This window comes from Aquincola tertiaricarbonis, from assembly GCF_023573145.1.
Lineage (GTDB): Bacteria > Pseudomonadota > Gammaproteobacteria > Burkholderiales > Burkholderiaceae_C > Aquincola > Aquincola tertiaricarbonis_B.
In genome coordinates this window covers 314661-330201 of the sequence record NZ_CP097636.1, presented here as the reverse complement: position 1 = coordinate 330201, position 15541 = coordinate 314661, and the positions used below count along the sequence as shown (strand labels likewise).

The 15541-nt window shown below is 71.4% G+C and carries 12 protein-coding genes; 5 read left to right on the top strand and 7 right to left on the bottom strand.

The features are described from left to right. Positions 1-11 precede the first annotated feature (11 nt). From MW290_RS15710 to MW290_RS15700, 3 genes are read right to left on the bottom strand one after another with little or no spacing between them, the layout of a single operon-like run. Entirely contained in the window at positions 12-491 is a 480-nt protein-coding gene (locus MW290_RS15710; RefSeq protein ID WP_250198663.1) for a GNAT family N-acetyltransferase, read from the bottom strand. After that, entirely contained in the window at positions 488-1315 is an 828-nt protein-coding gene (locus tag MW290_RS15705; protein WP_250198662.1) for a carbon-nitrogen hydrolase family protein, read from the bottom strand. The genes MW290_RS15710 and MW290_RS15705 overlap by 4 nt, the downstream gene beginning before the upstream one ends. A gap of 19 nt (positions 1316-1334) precedes the next feature. Then, complete coding sequence (locus tag MW290_RS15700; RefSeq protein ID WP_250198661.1) at positions 1335-5447, bottom strand: YhdP family protein; 4113 nt, start codon at positions 5445-5447, stop codon at positions 1335-1337. Positions 5448-5646: 199 nt separating this feature from the next. On the opposite strand from MW290_RS15700, the gene glnE reads away from it, so the two are divergent. Both glnE and rrtA read left to right on the top strand, forming a co-directional pair. Further along, positions 5647-8364 carry a bifunctional [glutamate--ammonia ligase]-adenylyl-L-tyrosine phosphorylase/[glutamate--ammonia-ligase] adenylyltransferase gene (gene glnE, locus MW290_RS15695; RefSeq protein ID WP_250200015.1) on the top strand — a complete coding sequence of 906 codons (2718 nt, stop codon included), beginning with the start codon at positions 5647-5649 and terminating at the stop codon, positions 8362-8364. 81 nt (positions 8365-8445) lie between these two features. Next, complete coding sequence (gene rrtA / locus MW290_RS15690; RefSeq protein ID WP_250198660.1) at positions 8446-9054, top strand: rhombosortase; 609 nt, start codon at positions 8446-8448, stop codon at positions 9052-9054. Here the strand turns inward: rrtA and MW290_RS15685 are convergent. Together MW290_RS15685 and MW290_RS15680 are read right to left on the bottom strand one after the other, a co-directional pair. Further along, positions 9047-9370, bottom strand: a complete 324-nt coding sequence (locus tag MW290_RS15685; protein ID WP_259373490.1) for a type II toxin-antitoxin system RelE/ParE family toxin — start codon at positions 9368-9370, stop codon at positions 9047-9049. The two genes, rrtA and MW290_RS15685, sit on opposite strands and share 8 nt — an antisense overlap. Continuing rightward, positions 9367-9828, bottom strand: a complete 462-nt coding sequence (locus MW290_RS15680; RefSeq protein ID WP_250198659.1) for an antitoxin PaaA2 family protein — start codon at positions 9826-9828, stop codon at positions 9367-9369. Before MW290_RS15680 ends, MW290_RS15685 begins: the two co-directional genes overlap by 4 nt. A gap of 137 nt (positions 9829-9965) precedes the next feature. Between MW290_RS15680 and MW290_RS15675 the strand changes: the two genes are divergently transcribed. Together MW290_RS15675 and MW290_RS15670 are read left to right on the top strand one after the other, a co-directional pair. Next, positions 9966-10859 (top strand): DMT family transporter, encoded by an 894-nt coding sequence (locus tag MW290_RS15675; protein ID WP_250198658.1) that lies wholly within the window; start codon positions 9966-9968, stop codon positions 10857-10859. Between the two features lie 34 nt (positions 10860-10893). Next, on the top strand, positions 10894-11562 hold the full coding sequence (locus tag MW290_RS15670; RefSeq protein WP_250198657.1) for a glutathione S-transferase family protein: 669 nt from the start codon (positions 10894-10896) through the stop codon (positions 11560-11562). Between the two features lie 40 nt (positions 11563-11602). Here MW290_RS15670 and MW290_RS15665 read toward each other — a convergent pair whose 3' ends face one another. Together MW290_RS15665 and MW290_RS15660 are read right to left on the bottom strand one after the other, a co-directional pair. Further along, the gene (locus tag MW290_RS15665; RefSeq protein ID WP_250198656.1) at positions 11603-12679 is read right to left on the bottom strand and encodes an AI-2E family transporter; all 1077 of its coding nucleotides are present in this window, start codon (positions 12677-12679) and stop codon (positions 11603-11605) included. A gap of 70 nt (positions 12680-12749) precedes the next feature. Beyond that, the gene (locus MW290_RS15660) at positions 12750-13214 is read right to left on the bottom strand and encodes a hypothetical protein (protein ID WP_250198655.1); all 465 of its coding nucleotides are present in this window, start codon (positions 13212-13214) and stop codon (positions 12750-12752) included. 186 nt (positions 13215-13400) lie between these two features. Between MW290_RS15660 and MW290_RS15655 the strand changes: the two genes are divergently transcribed. Next, a complete protein-coding gene (locus MW290_RS15655; RefSeq protein WP_250198654.1) occupies positions 13401-15371 on the top strand; it encodes a sigma-54-dependent Fis family transcriptional regulator in 1971 nt (656 codons plus the stop codon). Positions 15372-15541 lie beyond the last annotated feature (170 nt).

Genomic DNA, 15541 nt, shown 5'->3' with positions numbered 1-15541 from the left:
GGGCCCGGGCTTCAGCCTGGCAGGCTCTTCTTCATGTTGATCCCGGTCACCTGGTAACCCAGCGACTGGTACAGCGCCTGCGCGCCCGGGTTGTGGGCGAAGACGTGCAGGCCGATGCTGGTGGCGCCCAGCTCGGCGGCCACGGCTTCCATGGCCTGGAAGGCGCGGCGGGCGTGGCCCTGGCGGCGGTGTTCGGGGGCGATCTCGACGTCGTAGACGAAGGCGCTGCAGTCGCCGTGTCGGCGTTCCAGCGCCAGCCACAGGTGGCCGACCACCGGCCCTTCGGGCGCTGCCAGCACCTCGAACAGGTGATGGTCAGGCGTGGCCAGGCCCTGCGGCAGCAGCGCCAGGAAGTCGGCACGCGCGCGTTCCAGCGCGCCTTCGGCAGGCCAGCGGCCGGCCTGCACGTTCTCCTGCGCATAGCTGGCGATGGAGGCCTGCATCACCGGGCCGAAGGCCTCGGGCGACATGCGGCGCAGCACGGTGGTCACAGGCGGCGGTGGCTGAGTGCGGGCAGTTGCTGGCGCACCGCGGCCAGGCGGGCGAGATCCAGCTCGGCCATCACCACGCCTTCGCCTTCGGGCTGCACTGCCAGCACCTCGCCCCAGGGGTCGACCACCATGCTGTGGCCCCAGGTGCGGCGGCCGTTTTCGTGGGTGCCGCCCTGCGCGGGCGCGATCACGTAGCACTGGTTTTCCACCGCGCGGGCGCGCAGCAGCAGCTCCCAGTGGGCCTGGCCGGTGGGGTAGGTGAAGGCGGCCGGCACGCTGAGCAGGTCGCAGGGGCCGGCACCGGGCGTGAAGCTCATCGCGCGGTACAGCTCCGGAAAACGCAGGTCGTAGCAGACCGACAGGCCGGTGCGCAGCGCCGGGCCGCCGGGCAGCGGCAGCGTGGCCGCCACCGGGGCGTCGCCCGCCTCCAGCACCGCGCCTTCGTCGTAGCGCTCGCGGCCGTTGTCGTAGCGGAAGAGGTGCAGCTTGTCGTAGCGCGCCAGCAGCGTGCCGTCGCTGCCGTACACGCAGCAGGTGTTGCGCACGCGGGCCGGGTCGGGCGTCTTCATTGGCAGCGTGCCGCCGATGACCACCACGCCATGCGCGCGCGCCGCATGCTGCAGGAACTGCTGGATCGGGCCTTCACCCGGCGCCTCGGCCAGCGCCAGCTTGTCGGTGTCGCGCCGGCCCATCAGGCAGAAGTACTCGGGCAGCGCCACCAGCGCGGCACCGGCATCGGCGGCCTGGGCGATCAGCCGCTCGGCGGTGGCCAGGTTGCGGTCCACGTCGGGCGTGGACACCATCTGCAGGGCGGCGATCTTCATGGGCGCTCCAGGTTGTGGGTCAGTTGGCCACCCGCGGCGGCGCGGAGGCCGCTGGCGTGGGCGGCTCGATCTCGGGCAGCGGCGCATCCAGCGCGCGGGCCACCTTCTCCACCTTGGGGTCGGTGAAGGTGCCGGAGATGTGGAATTCGCGGGTGCTGGCGGCCATCAGCGGCTTGCGCAGGAACATCTGCGCGACGAAGCTGCCCAGGCCCACCGCGGGATTGATCACCGCGTAGGCCAGCGAGGCGGTGCCGGCATTCAGTTCGGGCACCACGATCACGCGCAGGTCCTGGGTCTCGTCCTCGATGTCGGCCTGGCCTTCCATCAGCACCGCGGCCTGCACGCCGCGCATGCGCAGGTTGTTGGTGCGGGCCTCGCCGTCGCGCAGCGTCACGTCGCCGTTGACGTTGTCGAAGGCGAAGCCCTCGCCGAACAGGTCGCGAAAGTCCAGCGTCAGCCGGCGCGGCAAGGCCTGCAGGCTGAGCACCCCCAGCAGGCGGCCCATGCCCGGTGCCACCTTCAGGAACTGGCCGGCGTCCAGCGCCAGGCTGATCTGCCCGTCCAGCGAAGGCACGTGCGGTGCCAGCGGCGAGCCGTCCCAGGCGATCTGGCCCTGCATGCGGCCCTTGCCGCCGCGCAACACCCGGCCCATGCCCAGGCGCTCGGCGAAGGCGCCGCTGTCGGCCAGGTCGAGCCGGAAGTCCATCACCATGCGGCTGGGGCCGCGGCCGCCGCCCGACCAGTGGCCGCTGCCCGACAGGCGCGCCTCGGGCACCGCCACTTCCAGCTTGTTGAGCCGCCAGTCGCGGCTGCCGGCGCCGCCGCGGTTGACCGCCTCGATCTCCACCCGGCCCAGCCGCTTGCCCGACAGCTCGAAGTCGTCCACCACGATGTCCAGGGCCGGGACGCTGCTGGGCGACTGGGCCAGGTAGGTCTCGACCGACTGCGCCTCGCTGGGTGGCAGCGACAGCCGGGCCAGCCGCGCATACAGCCGGCCGGCCGCCGCACCCGGCCGTGCGGGCCGCCACTCGATGTAGCCGCCCAGCTGCTCGGCATCGACCGAGGCGCGCCACTGGCCGTCTTCGCCCTCGCTGGCGCCGGCCACCACCCGGTCGAGGCGGCGGCCGCTGGCGGCCAGCTGTTGCACCTGCAAGGCCACGCTGCGTGGCAGGTAGCCCTCGTCGGCCGACGCCGACGCCGGGGCCGGGGCCGACGCCGCGGTGGGCGGGGTGGCCGGCACGGCGGCCAGCCGCTCGACCGCCTTTTCCCATTCGTCCACATCCAGGCTGGCCAGCTGCACCTGGGCCTGCACGCCGCTGGCCGGCACCGGCGCGGGCACGCGCACGCCGATGCCGCCGCTCAGCACCCGGGGCTGCGGCGTCGACAGGTCGCGCAGGTACTGCGCCTGCACCACGCCGCCCAGGTCCAGCCGCAACTGGTCGCGCGGCGCCTGGCCCGGCAGCGGCCTGACTTCCACCCGCAGCGGCATCGCCACCTCGGCCGTCTTGCGCAGCGGGGCCGGCAGGTCGATGGCCAGGCCGGTGAGCGGGCTGGTGAGGGTGACCTCGGTCTGCTCGCCGATGAAGCCCAACGACAGCCGGTACGGCAGCTGCCCGTTCAAAGCCTGGGCCAGCCGGGCCAGGCCGCCCAGCTCGGTGGCGCGGCGCAGACCATCGGCGGTGGCGGTGCCCTGGCCGTTGAAGCGCAGGCTGCCGTCGGACTGCGTGCCGCCGTCGAACACCAACTCACCGCCCAGCGCGCTGGCCCTGGTGCCCACCAGCTTGACGCTGGTCTCGGTGAAGTCCACCCGGCCACGGGCATTGGCCAGCAGCGGCACGTCGGGCCGCAGGCGCACGTCGTTGCCGGCCAGCGTGACACTGCCCTTGACGGTGCTGCGGTCGGTGTCGTCCAGCGGAATGTCCAGCGCCAGCCTCAGGTCGGCAGGGCCGGTGATGGTGCTGGTGGCAAAAGTGCGGCCGGTCCACCCGTCCACTGGCGAGCGGCGCACGTACTGCAGCAGCTCGTTGCCCGGCCCGCGCACCTGGCCGTCGATGCGCAGCACCGCCTTGTCCAGGTCGGCGATGCCGCCGTTGATGCGGTTGAGCGTGGCGCCGAACACACGGCCGCTGGCCTGGCGGATGGCCATGCTGCTGCGTTCGAACACCAGTTCGCCGGCCACGTTCTCGAACGGCGGCCAGGCGGGCTGCCGTGCATCGGCAGGGCTGGCCATCAGCCGGGCGGGCACGTAGGCCAGCGTCACGCCGGCCACCTTGCCGGCGATGCGGAACTCGCCTTGCCGGGGGTCGCTGTACGGAAACTGCCACAAGTCGCCGCGCACCCGGAAGCTGGCCTGCGGAATCTCGCCCGCCTGCACCGCATCGGCCACGTAACGGCGGGTGTCCTCGGGCAGCACCAGCGGCAGGTAGCGGGCCACCGCGGCGGCCCGGCCTTGTTGCAGCTTGCCGCTCATGTCCAGCACGCCCGGAAAGCGACGGCCAGCGCCATGGCCCTCGCCGGGGCCGGTGCGCCAGGTGGCCGACAGCTCGGCGGTGGCGTCGGCATTGCTGAACTGCAGGTCGCTGACCTTGACGCTGAGGGCCGGCGGCGCGCCAGCGGTGCGCGCGGGCTCGATGCGCCAGTCCACTTGCGCCTGGAAGCGATCGAAGGGCACCAGCGGCTGCTCGAAGACGCCGGGCAGCTCCAGCGCGCCGCCGTCCAGCCGCAGGCGGGCCTTGCCGCCGCGCTCGGTCGCTTCCAGGTCCACCTGGGCTTGGCGCAAGCCGGGTCGGCCGGGCTCGTCGACCTTGGGCGCGGGCGCCGCCGCCACCGAGACGCCGGCCAGCCGGGCCTTGAGGTTGTAGCGCTGTGGGTCCTGCCAGGGGCCTTCCCAGCGGGCGGCGAGGTTCTCCACCCGGCCTTCGGGCGCAGCCTGGGCCAGCGCCTGGCGCAGGTCTTCGGCCATCGGCACCGCCTCGCCGATGCGCGTCAATAGCGCCAGGTCCAGCCGGTCGGCGCTCAGTTCGCCGCCCTGCGGCGCATTCGGCTGGGCCGGGCCGCCATCGCGCAGCACCAGCGTGAAATTGCCTTGCGGCCACTGCAGGCCGTCGGCGGTGGTGAAGCCGATCTGCTGGCCCGCCAGCCGCCAGCCGCGCGCATCGCGCTGGCCCTGCAGCCGCCCCTGCACCTGCTGCAGGGCCAGCGGCTGCACCTCGGGCGCCAGCCGCAGGGCCACCTCTTGCAGCGCCAGGTCCAGCGTGGCGCCGCGCACCTCGCCGCCGGCCACCTCGGCCCACAGGCGCAGCGCGCCGTCACCCTGGTCCAGCTCGAAGGGCAGGTCCACATAGCGGCGCAGCTGCGACACATCGGTGCGCGGCAGCTCGGCGAAGGCGTTGCCGGTCCATTGCCGCCAGTCGCCGGGGCGGCTCAGCAGCCGGCGGCTGAACTGGCCGCGCAGCGAAAAACGCTCGCCCCAGCCGGCGGGCGGCGTGGCGTCCAGCCGCAGCCCATGGCGGTGCAGCCCGTTGCGGATGACCAGGTCGACATCGCTCAAGGCCAGCGTGGGCACGTTGCGCAGCTCGTCGGTCCAGCGCAGCGCGCCGTGTCGGATGGCCAGCTCATGCTGTTCAAACAACCAGTCTGCGGCCGGGTTGTCGCCGCTGCCCTGGCTGCGCGGCACCTCGATGCCGGCCACGAACAGGCGGCCCTGGCGGTCGCGGCGCACGTCCAGTGCCGGGGCCTCGATCAGCAGCTGCTCGAAACGCAGGCGCAGCGCCAGCAGCGAACGGGCCGACACCGCCGCCGCCACCCGCGGCAGGCGCAGGGCTTCGCGCTGCTGGGCATCGTGCAGCACCACGTCGGACAGCTCCAGCGAAGGCACCCAGCCGCGCGACTCGACCCGGATGGCGCCGATCTTCACCGGCACGCCCAGCGCCCGGCTGGCGCGGGTTTCTATCTGGCCGCGCCACTCATCGACGTGCGGCAGAATTCCCCAGTACAGAGTCAGCCAAGCGATGAGCAATAAGCTCCACCCCGCGACGACAACGGCGGCCAGCAGGCGCAACAGGTTTCGGGCCCAGCGCCAACGCGGCGGCATCAGGGCGGCATCGGCGGGAGCCACAAGGGACGGAGGCATCGAATGAAATCACGCCAGGCAACGGCCGAGCATCACGGCCGTACCCACCGGCGCCTTCGGGCGGCAGGCAGGCGCCTCGGGGTCTCGGCAATCTAGCACAGCCCTTTTCCGCATCCGCGGCCCGCGTGGCACCCGCCAGGTACCCGCGCAGGCCTTTTCACAGGCTGCTTTCTCCACGCTTGCAGATCTCGTCTTGAACATGCCCCTGCCCACGGCCGACCACAGCCGCTTCGTCCAGCGAATCCGCCGCCGCTACGCGCCCGAGACTGCCTTGCTGCCTGTTGGCATTCCGCGTGCCGACACCATCCAGATATTGATCGACCGGCTGCAGGCCGACGGCCGGCCGCTGGCTTCCGCGCTGCGGGTGGCGCGCCAGGTGGTGCTGGAGCGGCTGGCCGTGCTCGACGTGGAGCAGCAGGCCACGCTGGACGACGTCACCCACACCATGACCGAGCTGGCCGAGGTGACGCTGGAACGCGCCCTGGCCCAGGCCCGCGCCGACGAGGAATTACGCCATGGCCCGCCGCTGACGGCCGCGGGCGAGCCCATCGAGCTGTGGATCGTGGGCATGGGCAAGCTGGGCGCGCGCGAGCTGAACGTCTCGTCCGACATCGACCTCATCTACGTGTACGAGGAAGACGGCCAGACCACCGGCCCCGAGCCCATCAGCGCGCACGAATTCTTTGCCAAGGTGGTGCGCCGTATCTACACGCTGATCGGCGAGACCACCGACGACGGCTTCGTCTTCCGCGTCGACCTGATGCTGCGGCCCAACGGCAACTCCGGCCCGCCGGCGGTCAGCCTGGCGATGCTGGAGGAGTATTTCCAGGTGCAGGGCCGCGAATGGGAACGCTTTGCCTGGCTCAAGAGCCGGGTGGTGGCGCCGCGCGCCGCGGTGGAAAGCGGCCGTGCGCTGCAGCTGCGCGACCTGGTCACGCCCTTCGTGTACCGCCGCTACCTCGACTACGGCGTGTTCGAGGGCCTGCGCCAGCTGCACCGCAAGATCCGCGAAGAAGCCCAGCGCCGAGCGGCCGGCCGCCCGGAGCGCGCCAACGACGTGAAGCTGTCGCGCGGCGGCATCCGCGAGATCGAGTTCATCGTGCAGCTGCTGCTGGTGGTGCGCGGCGGGCAGTTCCCCGAGATCCGCACCCGCAGCACGCTGCGCGGCCTGCAACGCCTGGTGGCCCGCGGCCTGATGAAGGCGGCCACCGCCGAGCGCCTGGCCGAGGCCTACACCTTCCTGCGCCGGGTGGAGCACCGCATCCAGTTCCTGGATGACCAGCAGACCCACCTGCTGCCCACGGCCGACCACGACCTGGGTTGGATCGCCGCCAGCCTGGGCCTGGGCACGACCGACAACCCCTGCGAGCTGCTGCACCACCTGGGCGAGACGCGCGAGTTCGTCGCTACCGAATTCGATGCGCTGCTGCACGACGGCCAGGCGCCCACGCCCAGCGCGCCGGGCCGCAACGGCTGCCGCAACTGCAGCATCACGCTGCCGATCGACAGTGAATCGCTGCACGAGATGCTGGCCCCGGCGCTGCGCGAGCGGGTGCGGCAGTGGTCGCAAAGCCCGCGCGTGCAGGCGCTGCGCGACGAGAGCCGGCTGCGCCTGGGCCGGCTGGTGCAGCGCGCCGCCAAGCGGGTGACGCTGGGCGAATGCACCGAGGATGCGGTGCTGCGCTTCGTCGACTGGGTGGAGCCGCTGCTGCGCCGCGAAAGCTACCTGGCCCTGCTGGTGGAGCGGCCCGAAGTGCAGAGCCGCCTGCTGCACCTGCTGGGCCTGGCCCGCTGGCCGATGCGCTACCTGATGCGCCACCCCGGCGTGATCGACGAGCTGGCCGATGACCGGCTGCTGCACGGCCGCTTCGACCGAGAGGCCTTTGCGCGCGAGCTGGACGAGCGCTACCAGGCCTGGGAGCGCTCGGGCGAAGCGTCTGAAGAAGCGCTGCTCGACACCCTGCGCCGCGCCCACCATGCCGAGGTGTTCCGCACCCTGGTGCGCGACGTGGAAGGCCACATCACCGTGGAACAGGTGGCCGACGACCTGTCGGCGCTGGCCGATGCCACGCTGGACTGCGCCCAGCGCTGGGCCTGGCGCCACCTGAAGCAGCGCCACCGCGACGAACCTCGCTTTGCCGTCATCGCCTACGGCAAGCTGGGCGGCAAGGAGCTGGGCTACGGCAGCGACCTGGACGTGGTGTTCCTCTACGACGCCGAGGGCGATGCCGACCCAGACAAGTCGGCCGAGGTGTACGGCGCCTTCGTGCGCAAGCTGATCACCTGGCTGACGCTGCGCACCGCGGCCGGCGAGCTGTTCGAGATCGATACCGCGCTGCGGCCCAACGGCAACTCGGGCATGCTGGTCACGTCCATCGCCTCGTTCGAGAAGTACCAGGTGGGCCGCGGCAGCAACACCGCCTGGACCTGGGAACACCAGGCCATCACCCGCGCGCGCTGGTGCGCCGGCTCACCCGAGCTGCAGCAGCGCTTCGAGGACATCCGCTGCGCGGTGCTCACCGCCCCTCGCGAGCCGGCCGCGCTGCGCGAAGAGATCCACGCGATGCGCGAGAAGGTGCGGGCGGCCCACCCCATCAAGCCGGGCCGCTTCGACGTCAAGCACAGCCCCGGCGGCATGATGGACGCCGAATTCGTGGTGCAGTACCTGGTGCTGATGCACGCCGCCGAACACCCGGAGCTGCGCCCCAACCTGGGCAACATCGCGCTGCTGCAGCGGGCCGAAACCGCCGGCCTGCTGCCGCCGGGCACCGGCATGGCGGCGGCCGATGCGTACCGCGAGCTGCGCCGCGCGCAGCACCAGGCGCGGCTGGACGAGCAACCCACGCAGTTCGCGCCCGAAGCCCTGGCCCGTGAGCGGGACGCCGTGCTGGCGGTCTGGCGCGCGGTATTCATCTAGTGAGTGGTGCCCCCAAGCTCGCTGCGCTCGCGCCCCCCCAAGGGGGAGCTCAGTCCCTTGGGGCGGCCCGGCGGGACTGAGATGGCCCTCTCACGCCCCGGCGTGGCCTGGCTGCTGCTGGGGCTGGTGCTGGCCGGCGGCGCGCTGGCCGGCACGCAATATCCCGGCACGCTGCTCGACTGGCAGCCCGCGCTGGCCAGCGCCGAGCCCTGGCGGGCCTTCAGCGCCGCCTTCGTGCACCTGAGCACCCGCCACCTGCTGGCCAACCTGCTGGGCTGCGTGGTGGTCACCGCCTTCGGGCTGATCGCCCGCGTGCCGTGGTGGATCGCGCTGGCCTGGCTGCTGGCCTGGCCGCTGGGCCATGCGCTGCTGTGGTTCCAGCCTGCGCTGCAGCACTACGCCGGCCTGTCGGGCGTGCTGCACGGCGGCGCGGCGGCGGCGGCCTTGTACGTGGCGCTGCGCGGCGAAGGCCATGAGCGCCTGATCGGCTGGGGCGTGCTGATCGGCGTGGCCGTCAAGCTCTGGCGCGAAGCGCCCTGGCGCGGCCCGGTGCAGGCGGTGGCCGGCTGGGACATTCCGATCGCCCCGATCGCGCATGCGACGGGCGTGGCGGCGGCGCTGCTGTGCGCCGGGGTGGCGCTGTGGCTGGCGCGGGTGGGGCCGGCCGGCAGCTCCAAACCACTCAGCTGAGCGGCCCTCCGTCTGGCGTGTCCCGGGCGGATGGCCATTGGCGCGATGTGTGCAGCACCCGCAAAAACTCCACGGCGTTGGGCAGCACGCGGTAGACCATCACATAGCTCGGCCTCACGACCAGTTCGCGCGTACCCTTCATCCGCCCCGCTCTGTACAAGGTCGGCCGCTGCCTGGCGAGTTCCGCCTTCGCCTCGAACTGCAGATCAAGTTCTATCGCCGCGGTTACGTTGTCCTGCGCGATGAAGGTCATGATGGCCTCGCGGTCGGCCAGCGCCAGAGGGCGCCAGCGCAGCACCCGAGGAGCTGGGCTCAACGCCCGGCCTTCTTCAGCAAGGCCTCCCGCCGCGCGGCCATCTGCTGGCGCGCCTCCTCATCACCCACACTGGGCCGTGGATCGTCGATCGATGTCTGGACCTGCTCGCGGAACCAGGCGTCGTAAGCCACAGCCTCGTGGGCGCGCTTCATGCGCTGAGAGGCCGCCACGCTGCGCCGGTCGGGTGTTGCCGTTGACAAGCCACCCCCTTGGAACTCTGCGGCGTTGACGCGGTATTCAACGATGCCCAGATCCTTCAGATATCCGGCCAAGGTCTCGAACTGACGGAAGCTCTTGGGTCGCCCACGGGTGGCGGCCAAGGTCTGGCGCGTACGGCCGTGGCGGATGACGATTTCCCAACGGCCACCGCTGCCGACGACCTCTGCACCCACGCGCGCACCCGCGTCGACCAATCGACGAAGCGTACCGTGATCAATGGTCTTGTCTGAAGTCGGCATCATCCCACCTTGTCGATGAAATCTAAGAACACGCACACGCACTCTATAAGAAATCGCTGGGCTGACATGTGATGGATGCGCATTCGGTCGGCATACATTCACCGGTTGCCCACTTTCCTGCCCGCCGCAGTACCCCGATGACCGAACGAAGATCCACGCTGGACGGCCTCGCCGTCTCGCTGCTGCTGACCTGCTGCGTGCTGTGGGGCCTGAACCAGGTGGCCACCAAGGTGGCGCTGGCCGACTTTCCGCCTTTCACCCAGGCCGCGCTGCGCTCGGCCGGCGCGGCGCTGCTGGTGCTGGCCTGGGCGCGGCTGCGCGGCATTGCGCTGTTCACGCGCGACGGCACCCTGCCCGGCGGCCTGCTGGCCGGCGCGTTGTTCGCGCTGGAGTTCGGGCTCATCTTCTTCGGCCTGCAGTTCACCACCGCTTCGCGCATGGTGGTGTTCATCTACCTGGCGCCCTTCGTGGTGGCGCTGGGCATGCCCTTCGTGGCGCGGTCCGAGAAGCTCAAGCCGGTGCAGTTCGTGGGCCTGGCGGTCGCCTTCGGCGGCGTGGCCGCGGCCTTTGCCGAAGGCTTCGGCCAGCCTTCGGCCGGCGAGCGGCAGTGGCTGGGCGATGCCTGCGGTGTGGGGGCCGCGCTGGTGTGGGGCGCCACCACGCTGTCCATCCGCAGCACGCGGCTGGCCGGCGCCGCGCCCGAAAAGACGCTGCTCTACCAGCTCGGCCTGTCGGCCTTGCTGCTGGGCATGGCCGCGCCTGTCGCGCATGAGACGTGGCCGCAGCAGGTGGCGGCGCTATCGTGGGGCGCGCTGCTGTTCCAGACGGTGATCGTCACCTTCGCCAGCTACCTCGCCTGGTTCTGGCTGGTGCGCCACTACCCGGCCACGCGCATCGCGTCGTTCACGTTGCTCACGCCCATCTCGGGCCTGGTGGCCGGTGCGCTGGTGCTGAATGAGCCGCTGACCCCGCGCCTGCTGCTGGCCCTGGCCACCGTGGTGCTGGGCCTGGTGCTGGTCAACCGTCGATAGCATGCGCACTCACCCTCAAGACAGGAGACGAACCATGATCACGCTGTGCGGCTTTTCGGTGTCCAACTACTACAACAAGGTGAAGCTGGCCCTGCTGGAAAAGGGCATCGAGTTCACCGAGGAGTACGTCAACACCGGCAGCCAGGACGAGGCCGTGCTGTCCGCCTCGCCGCTGGGCAAGGTGCCCTTCATCCGCACCGACCGCGGCACGCTGTGCGAAAGCCAGGTCATCGTCGACTGGCTGGAAGCCGAATACCCCACGCCGGCGCTGCTGCCGGCCGATGCCTTCGGCCGCGCCAAGCAGCATGAGCTGATCACCTTCATCGAGCTGCATGTGGAACTGGTGGCGCGCGAGCTGTACATGCAGGCCTTCTTCGGCGGCACGGTGAGCGACGAGACCCAGGCCCGCGTGAAGCAGAAGCTCGACCGGCACATCCCGGCGCTGATGCGGCTGACGGCCTTCAAGCCCTACGTGGCGGGCAGCCAGTTCACGATGGCCGATTGCTCGGCCTACACCAACCTGCCGCTGGTGGCCATGTCCACCAAGGCGGTGTACGGCGAAGACCTGCTGCAAAAACACGGCCTGGACTGGAAGAGCTACGCCAAGCTGATGGCTGAGCGCCCATCGGTGCAACGGGTGGACGCCGACCGCAAGGCCGACACCGCCGCCCGCGTGGCGGCCGCTGCCGCGGCCAGGAAGTAGGCCGGTCAGGGACAGCCGGCCGAGGCCGGCCTGGGGGCGCTCAGGCGCCGGCGCTGCCCGGCTCGGTCTCCGCTTCGTCGGTGCCCGCGAAGATGGCCCAGGTGGCGATGAACAAGGCCGCCACGGCCGGCCCTATGACGAAGCCGTTGATGCCGAAGATGGCCATGCCGCCCAGCGTGCTGATCAGTACCACCCAGTCGGGCATCTTGGTGTCCTTGCCCACCAGGATGGGCCGCAGCACGTTGTCCACCAGCCCGATCACGAACACGCCGTAGGCGATCAGCCCGAAGCCCTGCACCAGCGCCCCGGTGGCCAGGTAGTACACGGCCACCGGGCCCCACACCAGCGCGGCGCCCACCGCGGGCAGCAGCGACAGAAAGGCCATCAAGGCGCCCCACAGCATCGCGCCCTGGATGCCCAGCACCCAGAAGGCGATGCCACCCAGCACACCCTGGGTGATGGCCACCACCACGTTGCCCTTGACGGTGGCCCGCACCACGGTGGCGAACTTGCCGATCAGGTTGCGCTTGTGGGCTTCGTCCAGCGGAATGGCCTTGCGCACCATGGCCGAGAGCATCGCGCCATCACGCACGAGGAAGAACAGCAGGTACAGCATCACGCCAAAGGCGACGACGAAGTTCAGCGTGTTGGAGCCGATGGCCACCGCCTGCGTGGCCGCGTACTGGCTGACGTCGCCGGCCACCGAGGTCAGCCGCTCCTGCAGCGCCTGGAAGTTGCCCATGCCAAAGCGGTCGAGCAACTGCACCAGCCAGCCGGGCATCGCGTCGAAAATCTGGCGGGCGTACACGCCCACGTTCCACTCACCGGAGCGGATGCGCTGGTACACCAGCGAGGCCTCGGTCACCAGCGAGGTGGTGATCAAGGCCAGCGGCAGGATGACGATCACCAGGCAGATGATCAAGGTGGCCAGCGCGGCCAGGTTGCGCCGCCCGGGCCAGCGCCGCAGGATGCGGCGGTTCAGCGGCGCGAACAGCAGCGCCAGGATGGCGCCCCAGAACACGGCGCCGTAGAAGGGCCAGAGGATCCAGCCGAACGCGAGGGTGACGAGGACGAGCAGCAGCAGGAACGCCTTGCGGTGCAACGCGGGTGTGTTCATGTGGACAGGGAACCGGCCCCAAATGGTGGAATTGCCACCGCAGCATATCGCCCACCCTGTGGCACCTGCGTCAGACAGCGCCTTGCCCGAGCGCCTCCTCGACAAGCTGTGGCAGCGCGGCCAGCTCCTGTTCCACGCCTTCGGGCAGGCCGGCCCAGTCGGCGCTGGGCACGGCCACTTCGGCCTCGCCGGCGCGGCCGGCGCTCACCACCAGCGCCAGCGGCGCCTGCGGTGTGCCGCCGGCCCGGTCCATCACCACCGGCGTGCCACCGGCCGCCGACGCAAACACGATGAGCAGCGATTCGCCGGCATCGCCCAGGCGGCGCGGCGCCGCCACATGGGCCAGCACCTGCAGCCCGCGGCGCTGCGCGCTGGCCTCCAGCCGCAGCACGGTTTCCTTGAGCCCATAGCGGCTGTGGCGCATGCCGGCGCCGCGGTCGTCGCCGCGCGTGTCGCCCCGGGCCTGCGCGCCCATCGACGCCACCAGCACCGCGGCACAGCCGGTCATCCAGAAGCGGAACGGTTGCTTCTTCATCGTGGTTTCTCCTGCGTCGCGGGGCAGTCTGCGGGGCCAGCGTGAAAGCACCGTGAACCATAGGTGAAAGCGGATGTGACCGCGGCCCTTTCGGCGCAGGGCATGCCCGATTGACAGCCCACGGGCCGGGGGCGATGGTGCGGGCCTTGTGCCGCGGCCCGCCAGAGGCCCGCAGGAGACATGCGCATGCAGCCGTTCCAGCGCGCCCACATCGACACCGTGGTGCAGCTTGCCGCCCTGGGCGCCGACGCCCCGGCCGCCCGTTCGCACGACGAGGTGATCCGCCAGTCGTGGCTGCGCTGCGTGCAGCAGCATGCGCTGGACCCCACCCGCATGCAGGAGGCGGTGGTGCTCACCTCGGCCCGGCTGCGTGAGCACCAGGACCAGCTGGAAGCCTTTCTGCACATCGCCCGCCACGGCATGGAGTCGCTCTACCAGCAGGTGGCCGGCATGGGCTACGTGGTGCTGCTGACCGATGCACGCGGCATCACGGTCGACTTTCTCGGCGACCTGCAGCCGGCCGACCAGCTGCGCCGCGCCGGCCTGACGCTGGGCGCCGACTGGAGCGAGCCGCGGGCCGGCACCTGCGGCGTGGGCACCTGCATCTCCACCGGACAGGCGCTGACGGTGCACCTGGACGACCACTTCGATGCGACGCACATTCCGCTGACCTGCACCACCGCGCCGGTATTCGACGCCACCGGCCGGTTGAACGCAGTGCTCGACATCTCGGCCCTGAGCGCGCCGCAGCCCAAGGCCAGCCAGCACCTGGCGCTGCAGCTGGTCAAGCTGTTCGCGCACCAGATCGAGAACGCCGACTTTCTGCACCGCTTCCGCGGCGAGTGGATCCTGCGGCTGGCTCCGGCGCCGCAGTTCCTGGACGTGAACCCCGACTACCTGCTGGCCATCGACGCCAGCGGACGGGTGATCGGCCACAACCGCCGCGCCCAGCTGCTGTGGGAAACCGACCCACGCCACCCGCTGCTGGGCCGGCCGTATGAGCAGGTGCTGGACGCGCCCTTCGGCGAGCTGGGCCGCTTCGTGCAGGCGCGCCCTTCCGACCAGCGCGCGGTGATGGGTGCCGGCGGCCGGCAGCTGCTGTTCATGACGGCCACGCCGCCACCCGCGCGCCCCGCCACACCGCCGGTGGCGCGCGACCGCCGCCTGCCCGCGCCGCTGGCCGCGCTGAGCGGCGGCGACGCGATGCTGGACCGCCAGATCGACCGCGCGGCGCGCCTCGTCAACTCGCCGATGAGCCTGCTGGTGACCGGGGAGACCGGCACCGGCAAGGAGTTCTTCGCCAAGGCGCTGCACGCCAGCAGCGAGCGCCGCAGCCGGCCCTTCATCGCCGTCAATTGCGCGGCGATTCCGGAGACGCTGATCGAGAGCGAGCTGTTCGGCTACCTGCCCGGCAGCTTCTCGGGCGCAGGGCCGCGGGCCAAGCGCGGGCTGATCCAGGAAGCCGACGGCGGCACGCTGTTCCTCGACGAGATCGGCGACATGCCACGGCCGCTGCAGGCGCGGCTGCTGCGCGTGCTGGCCGAGCGCGAGGTGCTGCCCGTGGGCGCCACGCGCGCGGTGGCGGTCAACATCCGCGTCATCGCTGCCACCCATTGCGACCTGGAAGCCCTGGTGCGCGAAGGCCGCTTCCGCGACGACCTGTACTACCGGCTCAATGGCGCCCGCTTTCACCTGCCGCCGCTGCGTGAGCGCAGCGACATCGGCTGGGTGATCGACACCTTGCTGGGCACCGGCCCGGGCGGCATCGCGCCCGAGGCGCGCGCGCTGCTGATGGCCCGGCCCTGGCCCGGCAACCTGCGCGAGCTGCGCAACGTGCTGGAGTACGCGCGTGCGGTGCGAGGCGAAGGCCCGGTGCAGTGCGCCGACCTGCCGGAATGGCTGGACAGCGCGCCCACCCCGAGCACCAGGACCCACACGCCAACCGGCCCGATGGCCCCAGCAGCCGACCCCGTGCCCACGCCCGACGCCGCCATGCAGGCGGCGGCCAGCCAGCTGCTGCTGCAGCTGCGCGCCGCCCACTGGAACGTCAGCGCCGTCGCGCGCAGCCTTGGCCTGTCGCGCATGACGCTGTACCGCCGCATGAAGCGCTGGGGCATCGTGTCGCCCAACCAGCAGGACGACGCCGGCCTGCACTGAGCGGCTGAGACAGGTGTCACAGCCGGCCCTGTGACAGCTGTCGCGTTGTGACACCTGCACCGTGGCCCGGAACTGCGCCGCCGCAGGGCGCAAACCCAGCATTGGCGCGGCCTGCAGCCCGATGCGGCGCCCGCCGGGCACGGTGGCACGGCGCTTGATCTATCGCCCCT

Bases quoted from the DNA above. Each gene is read 5' to 3' on its own strand.
- MW290_RS15705 (WP_250198662.1), bottom strand. From the start codon at position 1,315: ATGAAGATCGCCGCCCTGCAGATGGTGTCCACGCCCGACGTGGACCGC.
- MW290_RS15700 (WP_250198661.1), bottom strand. From the start codon at position 5,447: ATGCCTCCGTCCCTTGTGGCTCCCGCCGATGCCGCCCTGATGCCGCCG.
- glnE (WP_250200015.1), top strand. From the start codon at position 5,647: ATGCCCCTGCCCACGGCCGACCACAGCCGCTTCGTCCAGCGAATCCGC.
- rrtA (WP_250198660.1), top strand. From the start codon at position 8,446: ATGGCCCTCTCACGCCCCGGCGTGGCCTGGCTGCTGCTGGGGCTGGTG.
- MW290_RS15680 (WP_250198659.1), bottom strand. From the start codon at position 9,828: ATGCCGACTTCAGACAAGACCATTGATCACGGTACGCTTCGTCGATTG.
- MW290_RS15675 (WP_250198658.1), top strand. From the start codon at position 9,966: ATGACCGAACGAAGATCCACGCTGGACGGCCTCGCCGTCTCGCTGCTG.
- MW290_RS15670 (WP_250198657.1), top strand. From the start codon at position 10,894: ATGATCACGCTGTGCGGCTTTTCGGTGTCCAACTACTACAACAAGGTG.
- MW290_RS15665 (WP_250198656.1), bottom strand. From the start codon at position 12,679: ATGAACACACCCGCGTTGCACCGCAAGGCGTTCCTGCTGCTGCTCGTC.
- MW290_RS15660 (WP_250198655.1), bottom strand. From the start codon at position 13,214: ATGAAGAAGCAACCGTTCCGCTTCTGGATGACCGGCTGTGCCGCGGTG.
- MW290_RS15655 (WP_250198654.1), top strand. From the start codon at position 13,401: ATGCAGCCGTTCCAGCGCGCCCACATCGACACCGTGGTGCAGCTTGCC.